The sequence below is a fragment of the Kitasatospora sp. NPDC058046 genome (genome assembly GCF_042885595.1).
GTDB lineage: Bacteria > Actinomycetota > Actinomycetes > Streptomycetales > Streptomycetaceae > Kitasatospora.
The window spans coordinates 397,568-414,445 of record NZ_JBHVRS010000003.1 but is presented as its reverse complement, the minus strand read 5'-3'; the positions used below and the strand labels follow the sequence as shown (position 1 = coordinate 414,445).

Here is a 16,878-nt window from a genome sequence, read left to right as displayed (position 1 = left end):
ACGACCGGTGGAACTGAGCTTTGTCGATGCCTACACCATCTGGAGTCATGTTCCGTATCCGCCGCATGGCACAACGCCGGAGTTGAGGGAGCTCCGCACCGATCTCGCGATCGCCCACGAGCACACCACGGGGGCCGTCGTCTTCATGAGGACCGGTGCGTTCAGGCCGTCGGGTGCGGATGTCCTGGCGGAACTCGACGAGATCATCACTCAAGCCGGCGTCCTGTGCGGGGAGTACGCGGGGGAGGACCTGGCGGTCGCGCGGGAGATACACGCCTACGCGACGTTGCTGGCGATCGTCTACCGGGGTTTCCTCGAAGCGGGTGAATCCGTCTAGACGGTAGTTCCGTCGAACCGCAGAACGCCCGGCCGGGGTTTCCCGGCCGGGCGTTCTGCGTTGTCGGTGGTTACAGGCGGCTGAGGCGCTCGGCGAGGGCGCGGGCGTGGGTGGCGGCGGTGGGGCCGCGGGTGGGGTCGGGGGCTTCGGAGAGGAAGACCAGGGCGAGCATCAGGGCGGCGTCGAGGCGGCAGACGAGGAGGGTGGGGTCGTCCTCGGTGGGGACGGGGGCGAGGGTGGCGTAGCCGGCGCGGAGGGCGGGCAGGTCGAGGTCGTTCTCGGGGTAGCGGGCGTATTCGGCGAGGCGGCCGAACTCGAGGGCGGGGGTGCCGAGGAGGGCGTTGGACCAGTCCAGGAGGGCGGTGGTGCGGCCCTGGTGGCGGCGGATGTTGGAGCTGCGGACGTCGAGGTGGAGGAGGCTGGTCCCGGTGAGGGGGGAGAGGTGCCGGGCGAGCAGGTCGGGGGCCGGGGGCTCGGGCCAGTCGGCGACGAGGCGGGCGAGTTCGGCCCAGCGGCGGCCTATCCGGGTGGTGAGGACCTCGGCGGTGGTGCCGCCCTCGGCGGCGACGGGGTGCAGTGGCGGCGGGGGTGCCTGGTGGAGCCGGGCGAGGAGCCGGCCGAGGGCGTGGGAGTCGAGCGGGGTGCCGTCGTCGGGGACGTAGTCGGAGAGCAGCACGTCGGGGGAGTCGGGGTCGTCGGCGAGGACGAGTTCCCGGGCGCGGGCGACGGGCAGGCCGTGTTCGGCCAGGTGCCGGGCGATGGCGTGCTCCTGGACGAGCAGGGCGCGGGTGTCCACGTGCGGGTCGTTGGCGTTGGAGTCGAAGCGGTGGTGCGCGAGCCGTACGGCGACCGGTTCGCCGTCCCGGGCCCGGGCCCGGAAGACGGTGAACTCCAGGCCCTTGCCGACGAGTTCCAGGCCGCTCAGGCCCCACTGTCCGGCCAGTCGGTCCAGTACGGCGAAACGCTCACTCATGGTGCATCCTCGGTGGTCTTGCGACGGTCGGTCACCCTGCTGTCCCTCAGCAGGGCGTAGGCGATCGGCAGGCAGGTCAGCAGGGTGACCACGCCGCCGAGGGCGAAGGCGGCGCGCGGCCCGGCCGAGGCGCTCACCCGGCCGAAGACCAGCGCGCCGAGGGGCATGGTGCCCCAGGCGAAGAGCCGGTAGACGCCGGTGGCCCGGCCGAGCATCCGGTCCGGGATGATCGTCTGGCGCAGCGAGACGGCGACGACGTTCCAGACCATCAGGGCGAAGCCGGTGACGCCGTAGGCGACGGCGACCACGGGGACCCGGTCGGTGGCGGCCACGGCCAGGCCGGCGGCGCCCATCAGGGCCAGGTTGCCGACCAGCGCGGGGACCCGGCCGACGGCCTTGCTGAGCCGGCCGGCGACCGCGCCGCCGATCACGCCGCCGACCGCCCCGGCGGCCAGCAGCGCCCCGTACGCGGCGTCCGGGAGTTCCAGCACCTCGCGGACCAGGATCACGAAGACGGCGATCTGGCCCAGGTAGACGGCGTTGATGACCCCGGCGGAGACGGTCAGGGCGCGCAGCAGCGGATCGCGGAGGACGAAGGCGACTCCCTCGCGGATGTCGGCCAGCAGGCGGGGTTTCCCGGCGCCCGGCCCGGGTTCGGCGGCAGGCCCGGATTCAGGCCCGGATTCAGGTCCGGACTCGGGCACCGGCCCGCGCACGCCGCGCAGCAGCAGCGCGGAGGCCAGGAAGGAGACCGCGTCGATCACCAGCGGGACGGCCCGGCCGACCGTGAACAGCACGCCGCCGACGACCTGCCCGAGCAGGTCGCGGCCGACGGTCTGGACGGCGAAGAGCCGGCCGTTCGCCGACTCCAGCCGGTCCTTGGGCACGACGCTCGGCAGCAGCGCGAAGGACGCGCAGTCGAACAGCACCTCGCCGACGCCCAGCAGGAACGCGGAGGTGAGCAGCGGCCAGAAGGTCAGCCGGTCGGCGGCGAGCAGCAGGACGGTGAGGACCAGCACCGCGGCGCGCAGCAGGTCGGCGAGGACCATCAGCAGGCGCCGCTCGAAGCGGTCGGCGTACGCGCCGGCGGGCAGGGCGAACAGCAGCCAGGGCACCGTGGTCGCGGCGGTGACGGCGGACACCTGGAAGGCGTCGTCCAGCACCGCGGTGGAGAGCAGCGGCAGCGCGGCGAAGCGCATGCCGTCGCCGACCGCGGAGGAGGCGGCGGCGCCGAGGACCCGGTGGTAGCCGGAGGAGGGGCGGACGGCGGTGTCGGTGCTCACCCGCGCGGCTCCGCGGCGGGGTTCCCGGCCGAGAAGACGGCGCAGCGCAGTTCGCTGGTGTACCGCCGGCCGTCCACGTCCAGCCAGCGCTGGTCGGGGGCGGGCAGCATCTCGGAGACCTCCAGGGTGCCCTCGGCGCGGGCGGCCAGCCGACCCAGCTGCCGGACCAGCAGCGGGGACTCCCAGTCGACGTAGACCGGCTTGGGCTCGCCGGGGACCTTGACGAAGACGTGCCGGGGCAGCCGGTGCTCGGCGCGCAGCCGGCAGGCGGCGACGAACAGCGCGGCGTCGTCCCGGCCGGTCTGGCGGCCGAAGGCGGCGGTGTCGCGCAGCCGGGCGGCGGGGATGCGCCAGGTCTCGCGCTGCAGCACGACGCGGCCGCAGCGGATGCGCGGGATGTGCGCCAGGTCGGGGGCGTCCAGTCCGGCGCCGCCGAAGTGGCGGGGGAAGGCGAACGGGGAGAGCGGGTCCTGCCGGATGCTCGGGCCGCCGGCCGGGGGCGCCATCAGGCGCAGCCGGCCCTCGACGCCGTGGGCGCGCAGCTCCAGCCGGCCGTCGCGCAGCACCAGGTAGAGCTGGGAGGGCTGCAGCACCCGGTCGCGGGACTGCGCGGAGCGGCCGTAGACCTCCAGGTCGTGGCAGGGGTAGACGAGTTGGGTGGAGGACTTGTCGGGGTGGCCGCGGGACAGGTTGGCGAGCACCTCGTCGTCGGCGAGCAGGGACTGGTAGCCGCGGTACACCTCGGAGAGCAGTTCGGGGGTGTGCTCCTGGATCAGCGGGCCGAAGCTGGTGTGGGTGATGACCTCCCGCACCGCGTGGCAGTCGCCGATGACGGCGGTGAACCGGCCCTCGGCCAGGTCCTCCCGGCTCCGCGCGGCGAACAGGATGTCCGGGTCGCAGACGGCGGGCGGGCTGCTCGGCTGGGCGGCGAGGACGGCGGCCATCCGTTCCCGGTCGACCACGACCTCGGAGCGGTCCGGGTCGGTGGCGGCCTCGCCGAGCAGGGCGGCGCCGATCTCCCGGTCCAGTTCGGCGAGTTCGGCCTCGACGGCAAGGCAATCGCGGGCGATGGCGTCGCGGTCGCGGAAGAACTCGGCGTAGAGGACGTCCAGCGGGATCTCCACGCCGGGGCCGAACCGGTCGGCCACCCACCGGGTGAGGATGACCAGTTCGCGCCGCATCCGCAGGCGCGGGCCGGCCAGCACGGTCTCGTACACGATGGACAGCTCGTCGGTGATGAAGCGGGCGAGGTCCGGGCCGACGGTCAGGTCGGCGGGGCGGCCGCGGGCCTCCTCGAACAGGATGCTGCGGTCGGCGTAGTGCAGGCCGCTGTTGCGGTTGGCGGGGCCGCCGGTCAGCTGCTCGAACCGGGCCTTGCTCTCGGCGAGCGCGGCCGCGCGCTCGGGCAGCGGCAGGGCGGCGAAGCGGGTCAGGTCGGCCTCGAAGCCGTCGATCGCGGTGAGCAGCGGGTCGGCCAGCGGGGCGGGGGCGGCGAGCAGTTGCTCGCGCAGGGCGGCCAGCGGCCGGTGGTCGCCGATCGGGATCTCGAACTCGACGACCACCCATTCGCGCTCGGCGAGTCCGGCGAGCACCTCGTCGAAGGGGAGGGGGCAGCGCTGCTCGTCCTGCCAGGCCTGCCGCAGTTCGCTCAGGGTGCGTTCGCCGTCGCAGTGCTGCCACAGCCAGGCCTCGTACGGTTCGACCGGGCGCCCGCCGAGGTGCTGGAAGTCCCAGTCGGTGTCCAGGCCGTCGCGGGTGGTGAAGGCGTAGAGGTCGATCCGGCCGTCGCGCAGGAAGGACAGCGGGCGGCGCCGGGGGCGGGCGTGGTCGAGCAGGCCGGGGACGGCGGCGGCGCTCTGGGCGAGCTTCTCCGCGGCCCAGTGGCTGAACAGCGCGCGCCGTTCCAGCTCCCGCTCGCCGGACCAGGTGATGCCGGGGGCGGTGCCGACCCGGCCGGGGGTGAAGGGGCCGAAGTGCGAGTGGGTCTCGTTCTTGGTGGTGACCCGCTGGAGGTACATGGTGAGCAGGTCGGTCATCTTGCGGGTTCGCCGCCCGGTCGCGCCGTCGTGGGCGTCGAGCCAGGCGGCGAAGGTGGGGTAGGCGGAGTCGTTGGAGAGCAGCAGGACCTGCCGCAGCCGCTCGTCGCCGAAGGCCTCGACGACGGCGGCCCCGGCCCGGTCGAGGCGGTCCTGGTGCCGGGCGGCGAACCGGGTCTGCTCCTCGGCGAAGTGCCGGGCGGCGTCCTGGTAGGCGCGCAGGACGGCGGCCTCCTCGGCGGGCACGGCGGCGGCCGCGGCGGCCAGCTCGGGCTCGGGGACGGGCAGCAGGAACCCGGCGGGGGAGGACAGCCGGGCGGCGCCGGGCACCGGGTGGCGGCGCAGGGCGGCCTTGAACGCGTCGGCCAGCTCCTTCAGCCGCTGCCCGTGGGCGACGAGCTCCCGGGCCTCCTCGGCGGCGGCCGGGTCGGCCAGGGGCGCGAGCAGCTCCATCGGGAAGCCGGCCTGGCGGAGCACGACGACCGGCGCGAGTTGCCAGGGGACGCGCACCCCGGGCTCGGCGGCGGTCCGGGGATCGTTGACGGTGGTCACGGCCTCACCTGGGGGATCGAGTGGACGGGCGGACGGCGGTCGTGCAGGGCGTCCAGGACGGCGAGCGGGTCGGCGGGGAGCGCGGGCAGCAGGCCGGGGCTCGGCGCCCAGGGCTTGACCCGCACCCCGTGGTAGTCGGACCCGGCGGTGGCGACCAGGCCGAGCCGCCCGGCGGCCTCGGCGAGCCGGGCGCTGTCGGCCGGGGTGTGCCAGCTGGTCCACACCTCCAGTCCGGCCAGGCCGGCCTCCCGCAGCGGCGCCAGCAGTTCGGCGCACCGCGGGGCGTCCAGGCCGGCGGTGTGCGGGCCGGGGTGGGCGAGGACGGCGACGCCGCCCGCCTGCTCGATCCAGGACAGCACGTCCACCAGGTCGGGGTTGACGGGGTGTTCGACGTGCAGCGGCCGGCCCGGGCGGCACCAGTCGGCGATGAGGCGGGCGAACCGGTCGTCGCCGTCGGCGTACGGGGCGAACCGGGGGTCGTCCCCGGCGGCCTCCAGCAGCAGGGCCAGGTAGTCGTTGACGTAGGCCACCCGGTCGCCGCCGAGGCGCCGTTCGACGTCGGCCCGGGCGATCGGCACGCCGAGGGCCTGCGCCCGGTCGGTCCAGGTGCGCCACCAGGCGAGTTCGGCGTCGTGGAGGCGTCCGATCCGCCGCCGGAACGCCTCGTCGCCGGGGTCGACGAAGTAGGCGAGGCAGTGGGTCTCCTCGCCGCGCCAGGTGGTGGTGATCTCGCAGGCCGGGACGACGGTGAGGCGCCCGGCGGCGGCCCGCTCGAAGGCGGCGACGCCCGCGAGGGTGTTGTGGTCCGTCACGGCGGCCACCCGCAGCCCGGCCTCGACGCATCGCCTCGCCAGGTCGGCCGGCGCCTCGTCCCCGTCCGAGTGCCGGGTGTGCAGGTGCAGGTCGACCGGGGTGGCCAGGGTCGCGGGCGCCCCCCGCATCAGCGGGACCTCCACGCCGACCGGGATCCCCGCGCCGACCGGGATCCCCGGGCCGGCCGGGCTCCGCGCGCCGGCCGGGCCCCGCGCGCCGGCAGGCTCCTCCGCATCAGCGGGCCCCGGGCAGGGTGCGCCGCCAGGAGGCGGCCAGCCAGCGCTCGTACTCGGGGCCGGACGGCTCGTCCACGACCAGGCAGAGCGGCTCGATGATCCGCCCCGCGCCGCCGGCCAGGCCGCCGTGCAGCATGGTCAGGTTGTGGCCGAGCAGCAGGTCGCAGTGCTCGCCCGGGGCGAGCACCTCCCAGCGGCGGCGGAACCGCGCCCAGGTCAGGCCGGTGGCCATGAGCAGCTGGTGGCAGAAGAGCCGGGCCGCCTCGCCCCGGCACTCGCCGCAGGCGCACTCGCGGGCCAGCGGCACGGCGGCGGGGTAGCGCCGCCGCTCCTCCTTGGACAGGTCCGCCTCGCTGTGGTGGAAGGACAGGCCGTGCCAGAACGTCTCCTCCAGCCCGAGCATGGCGCCCACCGAGGGGTAGGCGCAGCCGTGTTCGGGCTGGCGCTCCAGGCCGCGGCGCAGGTTGCCGCCGAGCCAGCGGGCCGCGCCGGCCACGGTGTCGTCGCCCCGGTCGATGCCGCGCCGCTCCAGCACCTCGTCGATCACGCCGAGCCAGTCGTAGTACGTGGTGACGCTCAGCCCCTCGCCGACCTCGGGCAGGAAGATGCCCTGGTACATCTTGTGCGCGGCGGTGGTGGTGTACCCGGAGTCGCCGTAGGTGCGCTGGGCCGGGTCCCAGTCGGGGGCGTCCTGGAGGCTGGGCGTCAGGTACGAGCAGTGCTGGCCGTCGTGGTGGGGCAGCAGGGTCCGGGTGGTGTAGCCCTCGGGGACGTAGGTCTGCTGCGCCTTGTCGACCTCCAGCCGCATCCGGGCGGGGGCGCCGCGGGCGATCAGGGCGGTGCGGACGCGCTCGACGATGCCGGTGGACAGCCGGCGGCTCTCCTCGACCCCGAGCCGCAGCCGGCCGATCCGGAAGACGGCGTAGCCGGTCCGGTGGATGACCTCGACGGCTCCGGCGGCGAGGGCGTCCAGCGCCCGCTCGCGCTCGGCGGGGGCCCCGGAGACCAGCGGGGTACAGTCGAACTGCGCTTCGTGGGGCGTGAATCTCACCGGTGCTCCAGGGGTGCGGAGGGGGTGCCGGGGGCCCAGGGCGCGAGTTCGGCCGGGGCGACCTCGGTGCGGAACAGGAACTCGAAGAGCAGCCGGGCGGCGATCTGCGCCGTGCCGCCGGACGGGTCGTAGCGGGGCGCGATCTCGGCGATGTCGACGGCGCCGACGGGCAGCGCCCGCAGCTCCTCGTAGACGTCGAGGAGGTCGCCGATGCCGATGCCGCCCATGGTGACGTGCCCGGTGCCGGTCGCCGCGGCACTGTCGAGCACGTCGATGTCGAGGGAGACGTAGACGGTGTCGCACCGCGAGCCGAGTTCCTCGATGACGGGGCGCAGGGCCGCGGCGGCGCCGTCCCGGGTGATCAGGGAGCCGGGGACGACGTGGAAGCCGCTGTCCAGCAGGCCGCGGAACTGGTCGTACTTGGTCACGTCCCCGACCCCGACGAAGGCGATGTCCTCCGGGCGCATCTGCGGGATCTCGCTGATCCGGCGGGAGTTGGAGCCGTGGTAGAGCGGCCCGTGCAGGGTGCTCCAGTTGCCGAAGTCGAAGTGGTGGTCGATGTTGATGAACCCCACCCGGCCGGCGCCGCGGTCCAGCCGGCCGGCCCGGAAGCCGGCGAAGGTGGGGAAGGTGCAGGAGTGGTCGCCGTTGAGGAAGATCAGCCGCGGGGCGTTCTGGCTGAGCCGGCGGCTCTCGGCGGCGACGGCCTGGAAGGTCTTGACGGTGTCCGTCGGGTAGATGTGGAGGTCTCCGGCGTCCGCGACGCGGGGCGCGTGGTAGCGGAAGGTCTGCCCGGTGCGGGTGTCCAGCATCCGCCACTGGCCGAGGCTGGTGAGGTAGCTGGAGAAGACCAGGCTGGCCTGGCGGACCGCCCGCGGCCCCTCGGCGGCGCCGGGCCGGGAGCTGGCGGTGGCGTCGTAGGGCACGCCGGACACCACCCAGCCCGTCTCGCCCACGTCCACCTGGTCGGCGGTGGTGGTGGGGGCGCCGAAGAGGGTGCCGACGCCGGCCCAGCCGGGCAGCGGGTCCTGCTCGAAGTCCTCCGGCTTGACGCTGGTGCGGAGGGCCTCGAAGTCGGGGAGCTCGGTCATGTCAGTTCTCCTGCGCGGCGGGGGTGACGGACAGGCCGGGTGCGGCGGAGGCCGGGGCGGCGGGCAGCGGGTCGCGGATGATGGCGTGCGCCGCGGCGATCTTCTCCTGGAACAGGTCCCAGCTGTCCTCGGGGGACAGGTGCCGGGGCCGGTAGACGACCGGGGCGTCCTCCCGCCAGTCCGCGAAGTCCCAGTTGAAGATGCGCTCGCGCAGCCTGGGGAAGTCCGGGGTGAGCGGGTACGGGACGAAGTTGTAGAGGTTGAAGAGCCACAGCGCCGATTCGTTCTCCCGCATCCAGCTGACGGTCTGGCCGTGCGCGGCCTCCGTCTCCTCGTCCAGGCCGCCCATCATGTTGAGGACGATCTTCAGCCCGGCGTCGCTGAGTTGACGGATCTTCGAAGTGTAGTCGTCCAGGCCGCGGGAGAGCTTGTTGAGGCGCTTGAGCATCTGCGAGTCGGCCGACTCGAAGCCGAGCTCCACGGCGACGACGCCGAGTTCGAGCATGGCCTCGACGATCCACTCCTTCACCTGCATCACGTGGGTCTGCACGATGAAGCGGTAGCCGGGGCGGTCGCGGAAGACGTCCAGCAGGTTGCCGACGGCCTCGCGGGACTGGCCGAAGGTCTTGTCGCCGATGTAGAAGAGCCGGGTGTCGGGGAACCGGCTGGTCAGCTCGTCGACCTCCTGGGCGAGCGCGTCCTTGGCGACCAGGGTGAGCTGCTTGCTCCAGGCGTCGCCGCAGAACGAGCACTGGTACAGGCAGCCGTGGCTGGCGTTGAGCCGCAGCAGCGGGACCCGGCCCTGGTAGCCGCCGAGGTGGCGGTAGTCCGGTGCCCAGGTGATCCGGTCGGACACCAGCCCGGGCAGCAGCGGCTTCTCCAGGCTGCCGCCGGACCCGGAGGCGAGTTCGACGAGCCGGCGCACGAAGGTGGCGTCGAGCTGGCCGCGGTGCACGGCGTGCACGGCGCCGTCGGGGGCGAGCGGGGCCATGTTGCCGCCGAGGACGACGCGCCGGCCGGCGTGCTCCAGCCGCTTGGCCACCTCCAGCGCGAGGCGGAGGTTCTGGGCGAGCGGGGACATCAGGACCAGGTCGCCGGGGGCGGTCGCCTCCAGCAGCGGCTCGGCGCAGTGCTCCGGCTCGGCCGGGGTCCTGGACAGGTCGCGGAAGACGGAGTCCAGGCCCGCGGTGTTCAGCAGGGCGGTCAGGTGGGCGACCCAGAGCGGCATCTCCCACAGGCCGTCGGTCGGGATGAAGTACTCGGGCAGCATGGCCCGGAAGCGCCGGTCGTAGTCGTCGTAGTAGCGGGCGAGGTTCGGGTCGGGGTCGTGGCTGGAGGGGAAGGGCAACTGGACGATGCAGCTCTTGGTCATGGCGGTGCCTTCGGTCGGTGAGGGCGTGGGGTCCTCGACGTGGAGCACTCAGTGGGGACGGCGCGAGAAGACCGCACAGCGCAGCTCGCTGGTGTGACGTTCTCCGTCGATGTCGAGCCAGAGGTGCTCCGGGGCGGGGAGCATTTCGCTGAACTCCAGAGCGGCGGCCGTCTTCCGGGCGAGCCGGAAGACCTGCCGGACGATGAGGGGGGATTCCCAGTCGACGTAGACCGGTTTCGGCTCGCCGGGGATCTTCAGGAAGCCGCGGCGCGGCAGGCCGAGTTCGCGGCGCAGCCGGCGGGCGGCGGCGAACTCCGGGGCGTCGCCCTTGGAGCGGTGGACGCCGGGGCTCCAGCCGCGCAGGGCCTCGGCGGGGACGCGCCAGCGCTCCCGGTGCAGCACGATCCGGCCGCAGCGGATGCGGGGCACGTGGTCGCGGTCCCGGTCGCGGACGCCGACGCCGCCGAAGTGGCGGGGGAAGGCGAACGGGGAGAGCGGGTCCTGGCGGATGCTGGGGCCGCCCGCCAGCGGGGCGAGCAGCTTGAGCCGGCCGGCCAGGCCGTGGGCGCGCAGCTCCAGCCGGTCGGCGGTGGCCAGCAGGTACAGCGCGCCGGGCTGGAGGACGTCGCCGCGGGCCTTCGGGGAGAGCCCGTACACCTCCAGGTCCGGGCAGGGGTAGGTGAGTTGGGCGCCGGTCTTGTCGGGGTGCGAGCGGGAGAGGTCGACCAGCACCTCGTCCTCGTCGAGCAGTCCCCGGTAGCGGTCGTGGACCGCGTCGAGGAGTTCGGGCGCCTCGGCCTGGAGCATCGAGGCGAAGCTGGAGTGGGTGAGCGCCTCGCGGACGGCGTGGCAGTCCCCGACGACGGCGAGGAAGTCGCCGCGGCCGATCGCGGCGGCGTCCGGCGCGGCGAGCATGACGTCCGGGTTGCACAGCGCGGGCGGGGTGTCGGGGTGGCGGGCGAGCAGCTCCTCCAGCCGGGCCCGGTCGACGACGCTCTCGGAGCGGCCGTCCTCGGCGCCGTCCAGCAGCAGGTCGACGACCTCCCGGTCGAGCGCCGCGATCTCCCGGTCCACCTCCTCGCACTCGGCGGCGAGCAGCGGCTTGTCGGCGAAGAAGGCGGCGTAGAAGTCCGGCAGCGGTACGGGCGTGCCGGTGCCGAAGCGCCGTGCCGTCCAGCGGTGCAGGATGTCCAGTTCGCGGCGGACGCGCAGCCGGGGGACGAGCAGCGTCAGGTCGTAGACCACGGACAGCTCGCGGCCGATCAGGGCGGCGACGTCGGGGCCGAGGACGACGTCCCTGACCGGGCTGTACGCCTCCTCGTAGAGGATGCTGCGGTCGGCGTAGTGCCGGCCCTCGGAGCGGTTGGCAGCGGAGCCGGTGACCTCCTCGAAGGCCTGCTTGAGTTCGCCGAGCAGGGCCGCGCGCCGCTCCGTCGGGCCCTCGGCGAAGCGGCGCAGCCCGTCCTGGAAGCGGCGCACCACGGCGAGGTCGGGGGAGTCGTCGGCGAGCTGACCGGCGAGTTCGCGCAGCACGTCGGTGGCGCCGATCGGGATCTCCCGGCGGCCGATCAGCCAGTCCTGGTCGACGAGTTCGGCGAGCACCCGGTCGAAGTCGCGGTCGGCCGGGCGGTCCGGGCGGTCGGCCCAGGCGGCGCGCAGCCAGGCCACCGTGCGCTCGCCGTCGCAGTGCTCCCAGAGCCAGGACCGGTCGGCGTCGAAGGTGTCGGCCTTCACCGCGACGAAGCGCCAGCCGTCCGGCATGCCGGTGGTGCTCTCGAACGCGTACAGCCGGACGACGGGGCCCTCGGCGAAGGCGAGGGGCCGCCGCCGGGGGCGCACCGCCTCGAAGGCCTCCGGCCGGGCGCTGAAGACCTCGGCCATCGCCTCGCCCGCCCAGTGGCTGAGCAGGGCGATCCGGCGCAGCGGGCCGGTGGACCAGCCGACGCCGGGGGCGGCGCCCTCCGGTGCGGTCCGGGCGACGGCGAGGGGGCCGAAGTGCGAGTGGGTCTCGTTCTTGGTGGTGACCCGCTGGAGGTACATGGCGAGCAGGTCGGTCATCCGCTTGACGTGGCCGTCCGACCCGGCGCCGCCGGAGGCGAGCCAGGCGGTGAACTCCTCGAAGCGGGCGTCGTTGGACAGCAGCAGGACCTGCTGGAGGGAGGGTTCGCGGAACAGGTCCACGACGGTCCGGCGGGCGTCGGCGAGGGCGGCGCCGTGCTCCCGCTCGAAGGCCTCCCAGTGGCCGTCCAGGGCCTGCACCGCGTCCTGGTAGCGCTTGGCCGAGTCCAGGGCGGCCGGGCCGAGTTCGGCTTCGAGCCGGGCGAGGTCGGCGGGCGGGAAGGGGCGGAGCATGCCGACGCCGGAGGCGAGGTCGCCCCGGGTGCCGGCCCGCTCGGCGCGCAGGTCGGCCTTCAACCGCCGCCCCAGTTCGACGGCTTCGTCCCGCAGGTCGAGGACGGCGTCGGCGGCCCGGGCGGTCGAGGGGGCGACGACGCGGTCCAGCAGCGAGAGCGGGTAGCCCGCGTGGCGCAGCATCGCGACCGGGGCGAGGGACCACCCCGGGCCGCCGTCCGCCCCGGTGGTCGGGGTGCGGTCGCCTCCCGTCGGAGGTCGTGCGCCGTCCGGACGCGGCTTCGGCTCGTCCATGATCGCCCCCTTGTGGCTGACTTGATCACGACAGTTCGTGACCATAACAACGTGTCGAGGGGGCGTTCAATAACGATGTGGTCAACGCACGGATTTCCGGCCGAGATTGACCGGTCGTCAGCCGAAATCCGTGGTGGTGCTCCAGGGCCCGACGATTGGGATGGCTGCAAACGGCCTGTTTCGACCCGAACGTGACGCTCGCCCGGGGGCCGGGCTCTGCCGGCTCAGGAGGCGGTACGGGCGTACACGGTCAGCCAGTTGAGGTCGCGGTGCCCGGCGCCGTAGCGCTGCCGCTCGTTGACGACGCGGACGTCGGTCCCGGTGAAGCCGGCCGCCTCCAGCAGGCCGCGGACCCGGTCCGCGGTCTGGTAGCGGAAGAAGCGGGCGGCGTCGGCGCTGAAGGACTCGACGAACTCCTCCTCGCCCTCCCCCTCCTTGAAGCTGACGAACAGCGCCCCGCCGGGCCGCAGCACCCGGTGGAACTCGGCCAGCGCGGCTGCCACGTGCTCGTCCCTGAGGTGCAGCAGCGTCGCCTGGGACCAGACGCCCGCGAAGGAGGCGTCGGGGAGGTCCAGCGCGCACACGTCCATGCGCCGGAAGTCCAGGCCGGGGTGGAGCTCCCGGGCCCGGACGACGAAGGGCTCGCTCAGGTCGACGCCGGTCACCGCCACGCCCCTGGCCGCCAGCAGGGCCGTGTCGCGGCCGAAGGCGCACCCGGCGTCCAGGACCGGCCCGGCCGGATCGGGGAGCATCCCGGTGAAGAGGTCGAGCTCCTCGTCCGGGACCATGCCCTTGGTGGCGGACTCGTACTTGTCGGCGCTGTGCTCGTAGGCGGCGATGGTGCGTGAGAGGTAGTCAAGCATGCCTGAAACCTACCCTCGTGGGGGTCGGAGCGGGCCGGAAGGGGGCGCCCCGGACGGGACGCCCCCTTCCGGGGCCGGTCAGGACTGCGCGGCGAGCAGCGCGGCCAGCCCGTCCAGCCCCCGGTCGACGGTGGCCGGGTCGACCTGGCTGACGGAGAGCCGCAGTTGGTGCTCCCCGCCCGTCCCCGGGTAGAAGTGCGACATCGGTGTCCAGATCACCCCGTACTCCGAGGCGGAGCGCTCCAGCAGCGCGTCGTCCACTACGCAGGGCACCGTGAGCACCAGGAAGAACCCGCCGCGCGGCTCGTTCCAGGTCACCCCGCAGCCGGGCGGGAAGCGCCGGGCCAGGCCCTCCAGCACCAGCGCGAGGTTGCGCCGGTAGAGCGCGGCCACCTCGGTGTTGGCGGCCCGCAGGCTGTGGCCGTGCTCCAGCAGCGCGCCGCCGATCACGGCCTGGGCGATCGGCGAGGTGTTCACCGTGGTCATGCTCTTGATCATGCCGAGCAGGTCGGCGAACAGCCCGGTGCCGCCCTGCCCGTCCGCCACCAGCTGGTCCGCCACCACGTACCCGACCCGGGCGCCCGGCAGGGCCGTCTTGGCGAAGGAGCCGAGGTGGACCACCCGCCGGTCGGTGTCCAGCGCCTTGAGCGAGGGCAGCCGCTCCTCGCCGGCGAACACGCAGTACGGGTTGTCCTCCAGCAGCAGGAAGTCCTCCTCGGAGGCCAGTGCCAGCAGCTCCCGGCGCAGCTCCAGCGGCAGGCTGGCCCCGCTCGGGTTGGCCACGTCCGGCACCAGGTAGAGCGCCCGCGGGCGCAGCCCCTCGGCCCGGGCGGCGGCCAGTTGACGGCGCAGGTCGGCGAGGTCCACGCCGTCCGGGCCGTCGGCGACCGCCCGCACCGGCAGGTCGGCCAGCAGCGCCGCGCCGGTCAGCCCCACGTAGGTGGGGGAGACGGCCAGCACCAGGTCCTCGGGGCCGCGGCGCAGCGCCCGCAGCACCAGGAACATCGCCTCCTGGCAGCCCACCGTGACCACGATCGACTCGGCGGGCACCTCGATGCCCTCGTCGGTGGCGAGGTGGGTGGCGATCAGCTCGTGGATGATCCCCTTGGTCCGCCCGTACTGGAGCACCTGCCGACGGGCCGCCTCCTCCGTCAGCCCGCGCTCGGTGCGCAGGTGGTCGAGGTAGCGGTCCAGGTGGCGGTGGACGGCGTCCAGCTCGAAGAACTGCTCGGCCGGGCGGCCGGCCGCGAAGGAGACCGCCTCCGGGTAGCGGATGGAGATCTCGTTGAGCAGGTTCATCGAGGTCATCGCCGGGTCGGCGAGGGAGGTGTGCAGGCCCGCGAGCAGCAGGTCGTGCGGTGCGGCGATGGTGGTCACGGGGTGCTCCAGACGGGGCAGGGCAGGGTGGTGGTGCGCAGTTCGGCGGCGGCCCGCGGGTCGGCGCAGCCCGCGAGGCCGAGCGCGTGCCGCAGCTCGGTGGCGAGCAGGTCGAGGACCTCGGTGCAGCCCGCCTCGCCGCCGGCCGCCAGGCCCCAGATCAGCGGGCGCCCGAGCAGGACCCCGGTGGCGCCGAGGGCCAGCGCGGTGAGCACGTCCGAGCCGCCGCGCACCCCGCTGTCCAGCAGCACCTGGCAGTCCTCGCCGGCCAGCGCCTCGGCGACCTCCGGCAGCATCGTCACGGCGGGCACGGCCCGGTCGAGCTGGCGGCCGCCGTGGTTGGAGACCACCACGGCCGCGGCGCCGATCCCGGCGGCCCGCCGGGCGTCGGCCGGGTCGAGCACGCCCTTGACCACCAGCGGCAGGTCGGTCTCGCCGCGCAGCCACTCGAGGTCGGCCCAGGTGACGCCGGGGGAGAGCAGCTCGGCGGTGTGCGCGGCCACCGCCGAGACGGCGGCGGTGGACTCGTGCGCCCGCCCGGCGGCGCCGCCCTCCAGCAGCGCCGCGCGGACGTCCGACGGCAGGGCGAAGGCGTTCCTGGCGTCGCGCAGCCGGCGGCCCATGTACGGCACGTCGGCGGTGACCACCAGGGCCTCGCTGCCGGCCTCCTCGGCCGCCCTGACCAGGTCGAGCAGCCGGCCGCGGTCGCGCAGCCAGTACAGCTGGAACCAGAGCGTGGCGCCGGTCTTCGCGAGCTCCTCGAAGCCGACGCTGCTGAGCGTGCCGACGGTGAACGGCACGCCCGCGGCGGCCGCGGCGCGGGCCGAGGCCAGCTCGCCCTCGGGGTGGAACAGCCGGTGGTAGGCGACGGGTGCCACCGCCACCGGCAGGGCCGCCCGGCTGCGCACCAGGGTGGCGGCGGTGTCCCGGGTGCTGACGTCGGTCAGCACCCGGGGCACCAGGGCCACCCGGTCGAAGGCGGCCCGGTTGGCGGCGAGCGTCAACTCGCGCTCGGCACCGCCCTCCAGCCACTCCCAGACCTCGGGCGCGAGCACGGCCCGGGCCCGGTCGGCGTACTCCGCGACGGACAGCGCCGGGCGCCCGCCGGCCGGGTCGGTCGGTGGTTCGTTGCGGACGGACGCGCTCATCCGGCCACTTCGCTGGCGTTGCGCTGGAGCTCCACGGCCTCGTAGAGGGCGCGGATGTTGTTGCTGCCGAAGTTGCGGGCCCGGATGCGCTCGATCACCTCGAAGAAGAAGGTGTTCCGCGGGTGCTGGGAGCGGGTGAAGATCTGGAACAGCTGGCCGTCGTGGTCCTGGTCGACCAGCAGGTTCAGCTCGCGCAGCTGCTCGAAGGAGTGCCGCAGCGGCGTCAGGCGGCCGGGCAGCGCGTCGTAGTAGGTCTGCGGGGTGCGCAGGAACGGCACGCCGCGCTCGGCCATGGTGGAGACGGAGTGCACCGCGTCCTCGGCGGCGAAGGCGACGTGCTGCACCCCGGCGCCGCCGTGGCCGGCCAGGAAGGAGGCGATCTGGCCGCCCGCGTCCGCGGTGAGCGGCTCGATCAGGGTGAGGGTGACGCTGTGGTCGGCGCTCTGCACGACCGCCGAGTCCATGCCGAGCGCGCCGACCTCGACCCGCTCCTCGAAGATCGTCCGGAAGCCGAAGACCTCGCGGTAGCGGTGCTCGGTCTTGCGCAGCTCGCCGAACGGCACCAGGACGGCGAAGTGGTCGACGGTCCGCAGGCCGACCTGGCCCTCGCCGGTCAGCGGGGCCGGGTCGGGCAGGCCGGGGATGCGGCCGGCCGGGACCTCGGGGCCGCGCTCGATCAGGGTGTGCACCACCTCGCCGAAGGCGTCGACGACCGCGGTGACGCAGCCGTCCGCGGCCTTCGGCTCGCCCAGCGCGGCGGCGCCGCGGGCGGTCAGGGTGCGGTACGCGTCGGTGGCGTCCGGCACCCGCAGGCCGAGGGCGCCGACGCCGTCGCCGTGCCGGGCCAGGTAGCCGGTGGCCGGGTGGCCGGCGGCCAGCGGCTGGGTGAGCAGCAGTCGGATGGAGGCCTGGCCGACCAGCGCGGACAGGCAGCGCTCGGCGGCCTCGCCGCGCTCGGTCGGCGGGACGAGCAGCTCGAAGCCGTACTCCGTGGTCAGCCGGGTGGTCTCGGCGCCCAGGTCGGCCACGTAGAACTCGACGTGGTCCAGCTCGACGGGGATCGGGGTGACGGTGGGAGAGGAACGGTCGGTCATCAGAGG

General features: G+C 74.4%; 13 protein-coding genes. 1 reads left to right on the top strand and 12 read right to left on the bottom strand.

Features of this window, described 5'->3' with window-relative positions; genetic code table 11:
- Nucleotides 1–7: 7 nt before the first annotated feature.
- Nucleotides 8–337 carry a hypothetical protein gene (locus ACFVU7_RS09555; RefSeq protein ID WP_388044812.1) on the top strand — a complete coding sequence of 110 codons (330 nt, stop codon included), beginning with the start codon at nucleotides 8–10 and terminating at the stop codon, nucleotides 335–337.
- A gap of 70 nt (nucleotides 338–407) precedes the next feature.
- Here ACFVU7_RS09555 and ACFVU7_RS09550 read toward each other — a convergent pair whose 3' ends face one another.
- From ACFVU7_RS09550 to hppD, 12 genes are all read right to left on the bottom strand, one after another.
- A complete protein-coding gene (locus ACFVU7_RS09550) occupies nucleotides 408–1,310 on the bottom strand; it encodes a phosphotransferase family protein (RefSeq protein ID WP_388044811.1) in 903 nt (300 codons plus the stop codon).
- Nucleotides 1,307–2,593, bottom strand: coding sequence for an MFS transporter (locus tag ACFVU7_RS09545; RefSeq protein WP_388044810.1), 1,287 nt, complete (start codon nucleotides 2,591–2,593; stop codon nucleotides 1,307–1,309). Before ACFVU7_RS09545 ends, ACFVU7_RS09550 begins: the two co-directional genes overlap by 4 nt.
- Complete coding sequence (locus ACFVU7_RS09540; protein ID WP_388044809.1) at nucleotides 2,590–5,181, bottom strand: lantibiotic dehydratase; 2,592 nt, start codon at nucleotides 5,179–5,181, stop codon at nucleotides 2,590–2,592. Before ACFVU7_RS09540 ends, ACFVU7_RS09545 begins: the two co-directional genes overlap by 4 nt.
- On the bottom strand, nucleotides 5,178–6,122 hold the full coding sequence (locus tag ACFVU7_RS09535; protein ID WP_388044808.1) for a PHP domain-containing protein: 945 nt from the start codon (nucleotides 6,120–6,122) through the stop codon (nucleotides 5,178–5,180). The genes ACFVU7_RS09540 and ACFVU7_RS09535 overlap by 4 nt, the downstream gene beginning before the upstream one ends.
- Before the next feature lie 106 nt (nucleotides 6,123–6,228).
- Entirely contained in the window at nucleotides 6,229–7,281 is a 1,053-nt protein-coding gene (locus ACFVU7_RS09530) for a hypothetical protein (protein ID WP_388044807.1), read from the bottom strand.
- Entirely contained in the window at nucleotides 7,278–8,372 is a 1,095-nt protein-coding gene (locus tag ACFVU7_RS09525; protein ID WP_074004064.1) for an arginase family protein, read from the bottom strand. The genes ACFVU7_RS09530 and ACFVU7_RS09525 overlap by 4 nt, the downstream gene beginning before the upstream one ends.
- A 1-nt stretch (nucleotide 8,373) precedes the next feature.
- Entirely contained in the window at nucleotides 8,374–9,744 is a 1,371-nt protein-coding gene (locus ACFVU7_RS09520; protein WP_388044806.1) for a B12-binding domain-containing radical SAM protein, read from the bottom strand.
- A 48-nt stretch (nucleotides 9,745–9,792) separates the two neighbouring features.
- Complete coding sequence (locus ACFVU7_RS09515; RefSeq protein ID WP_388044805.1) at nucleotides 9,793–12,390, bottom strand: lantibiotic dehydratase; 2,598 nt, start codon at nucleotides 12,388–12,390, stop codon at nucleotides 9,793–9,795.
- A gap of 224 nt (nucleotides 12,391–12,614) precedes the next feature.
- Nucleotides 12,615–13,253, bottom strand: coding sequence for a class I SAM-dependent methyltransferase (locus ACFVU7_RS09510; RefSeq protein ID WP_388044804.1), 639 nt, complete (start codon nucleotides 13,251–13,253; stop codon nucleotides 12,615–12,617).
- Between the two features lie 78 nt (nucleotides 13,254–13,331).
- On the bottom strand, nucleotides 13,332–14,561 hold the full coding sequence (locus ACFVU7_RS09505) for a PLP-dependent aminotransferase family protein (protein WP_117492098.1): 1,230 nt from the start codon (nucleotides 14,559–14,561) through the stop codon (nucleotides 13,332–13,334).
- Between the two features lie 65 nt (nucleotides 14,562–14,626).
- Complete coding sequence (locus ACFVU7_RS09500) at nucleotides 14,627–15,778, bottom strand: alpha-hydroxy acid oxidase (RefSeq protein ID WP_117490519.1); 1,152 nt, start codon at nucleotides 15,776–15,778, stop codon at nucleotides 14,627–14,629.
- Nucleotides 15,775–16,872 (bottom strand): 4-hydroxyphenylpyruvate dioxygenase, encoded by a 1,098-nt coding sequence (gene hppD / locus ACFVU7_RS09495; RefSeq protein WP_049649755.1) that lies wholly within the window; start codon nucleotides 16,870–16,872, stop codon nucleotides 15,775–15,777. The genes ACFVU7_RS09500 and hppD overlap by 4 nt, the downstream gene beginning before the upstream one ends.
- Nucleotides 16,873–16,878 lie beyond the last annotated feature (6 nt).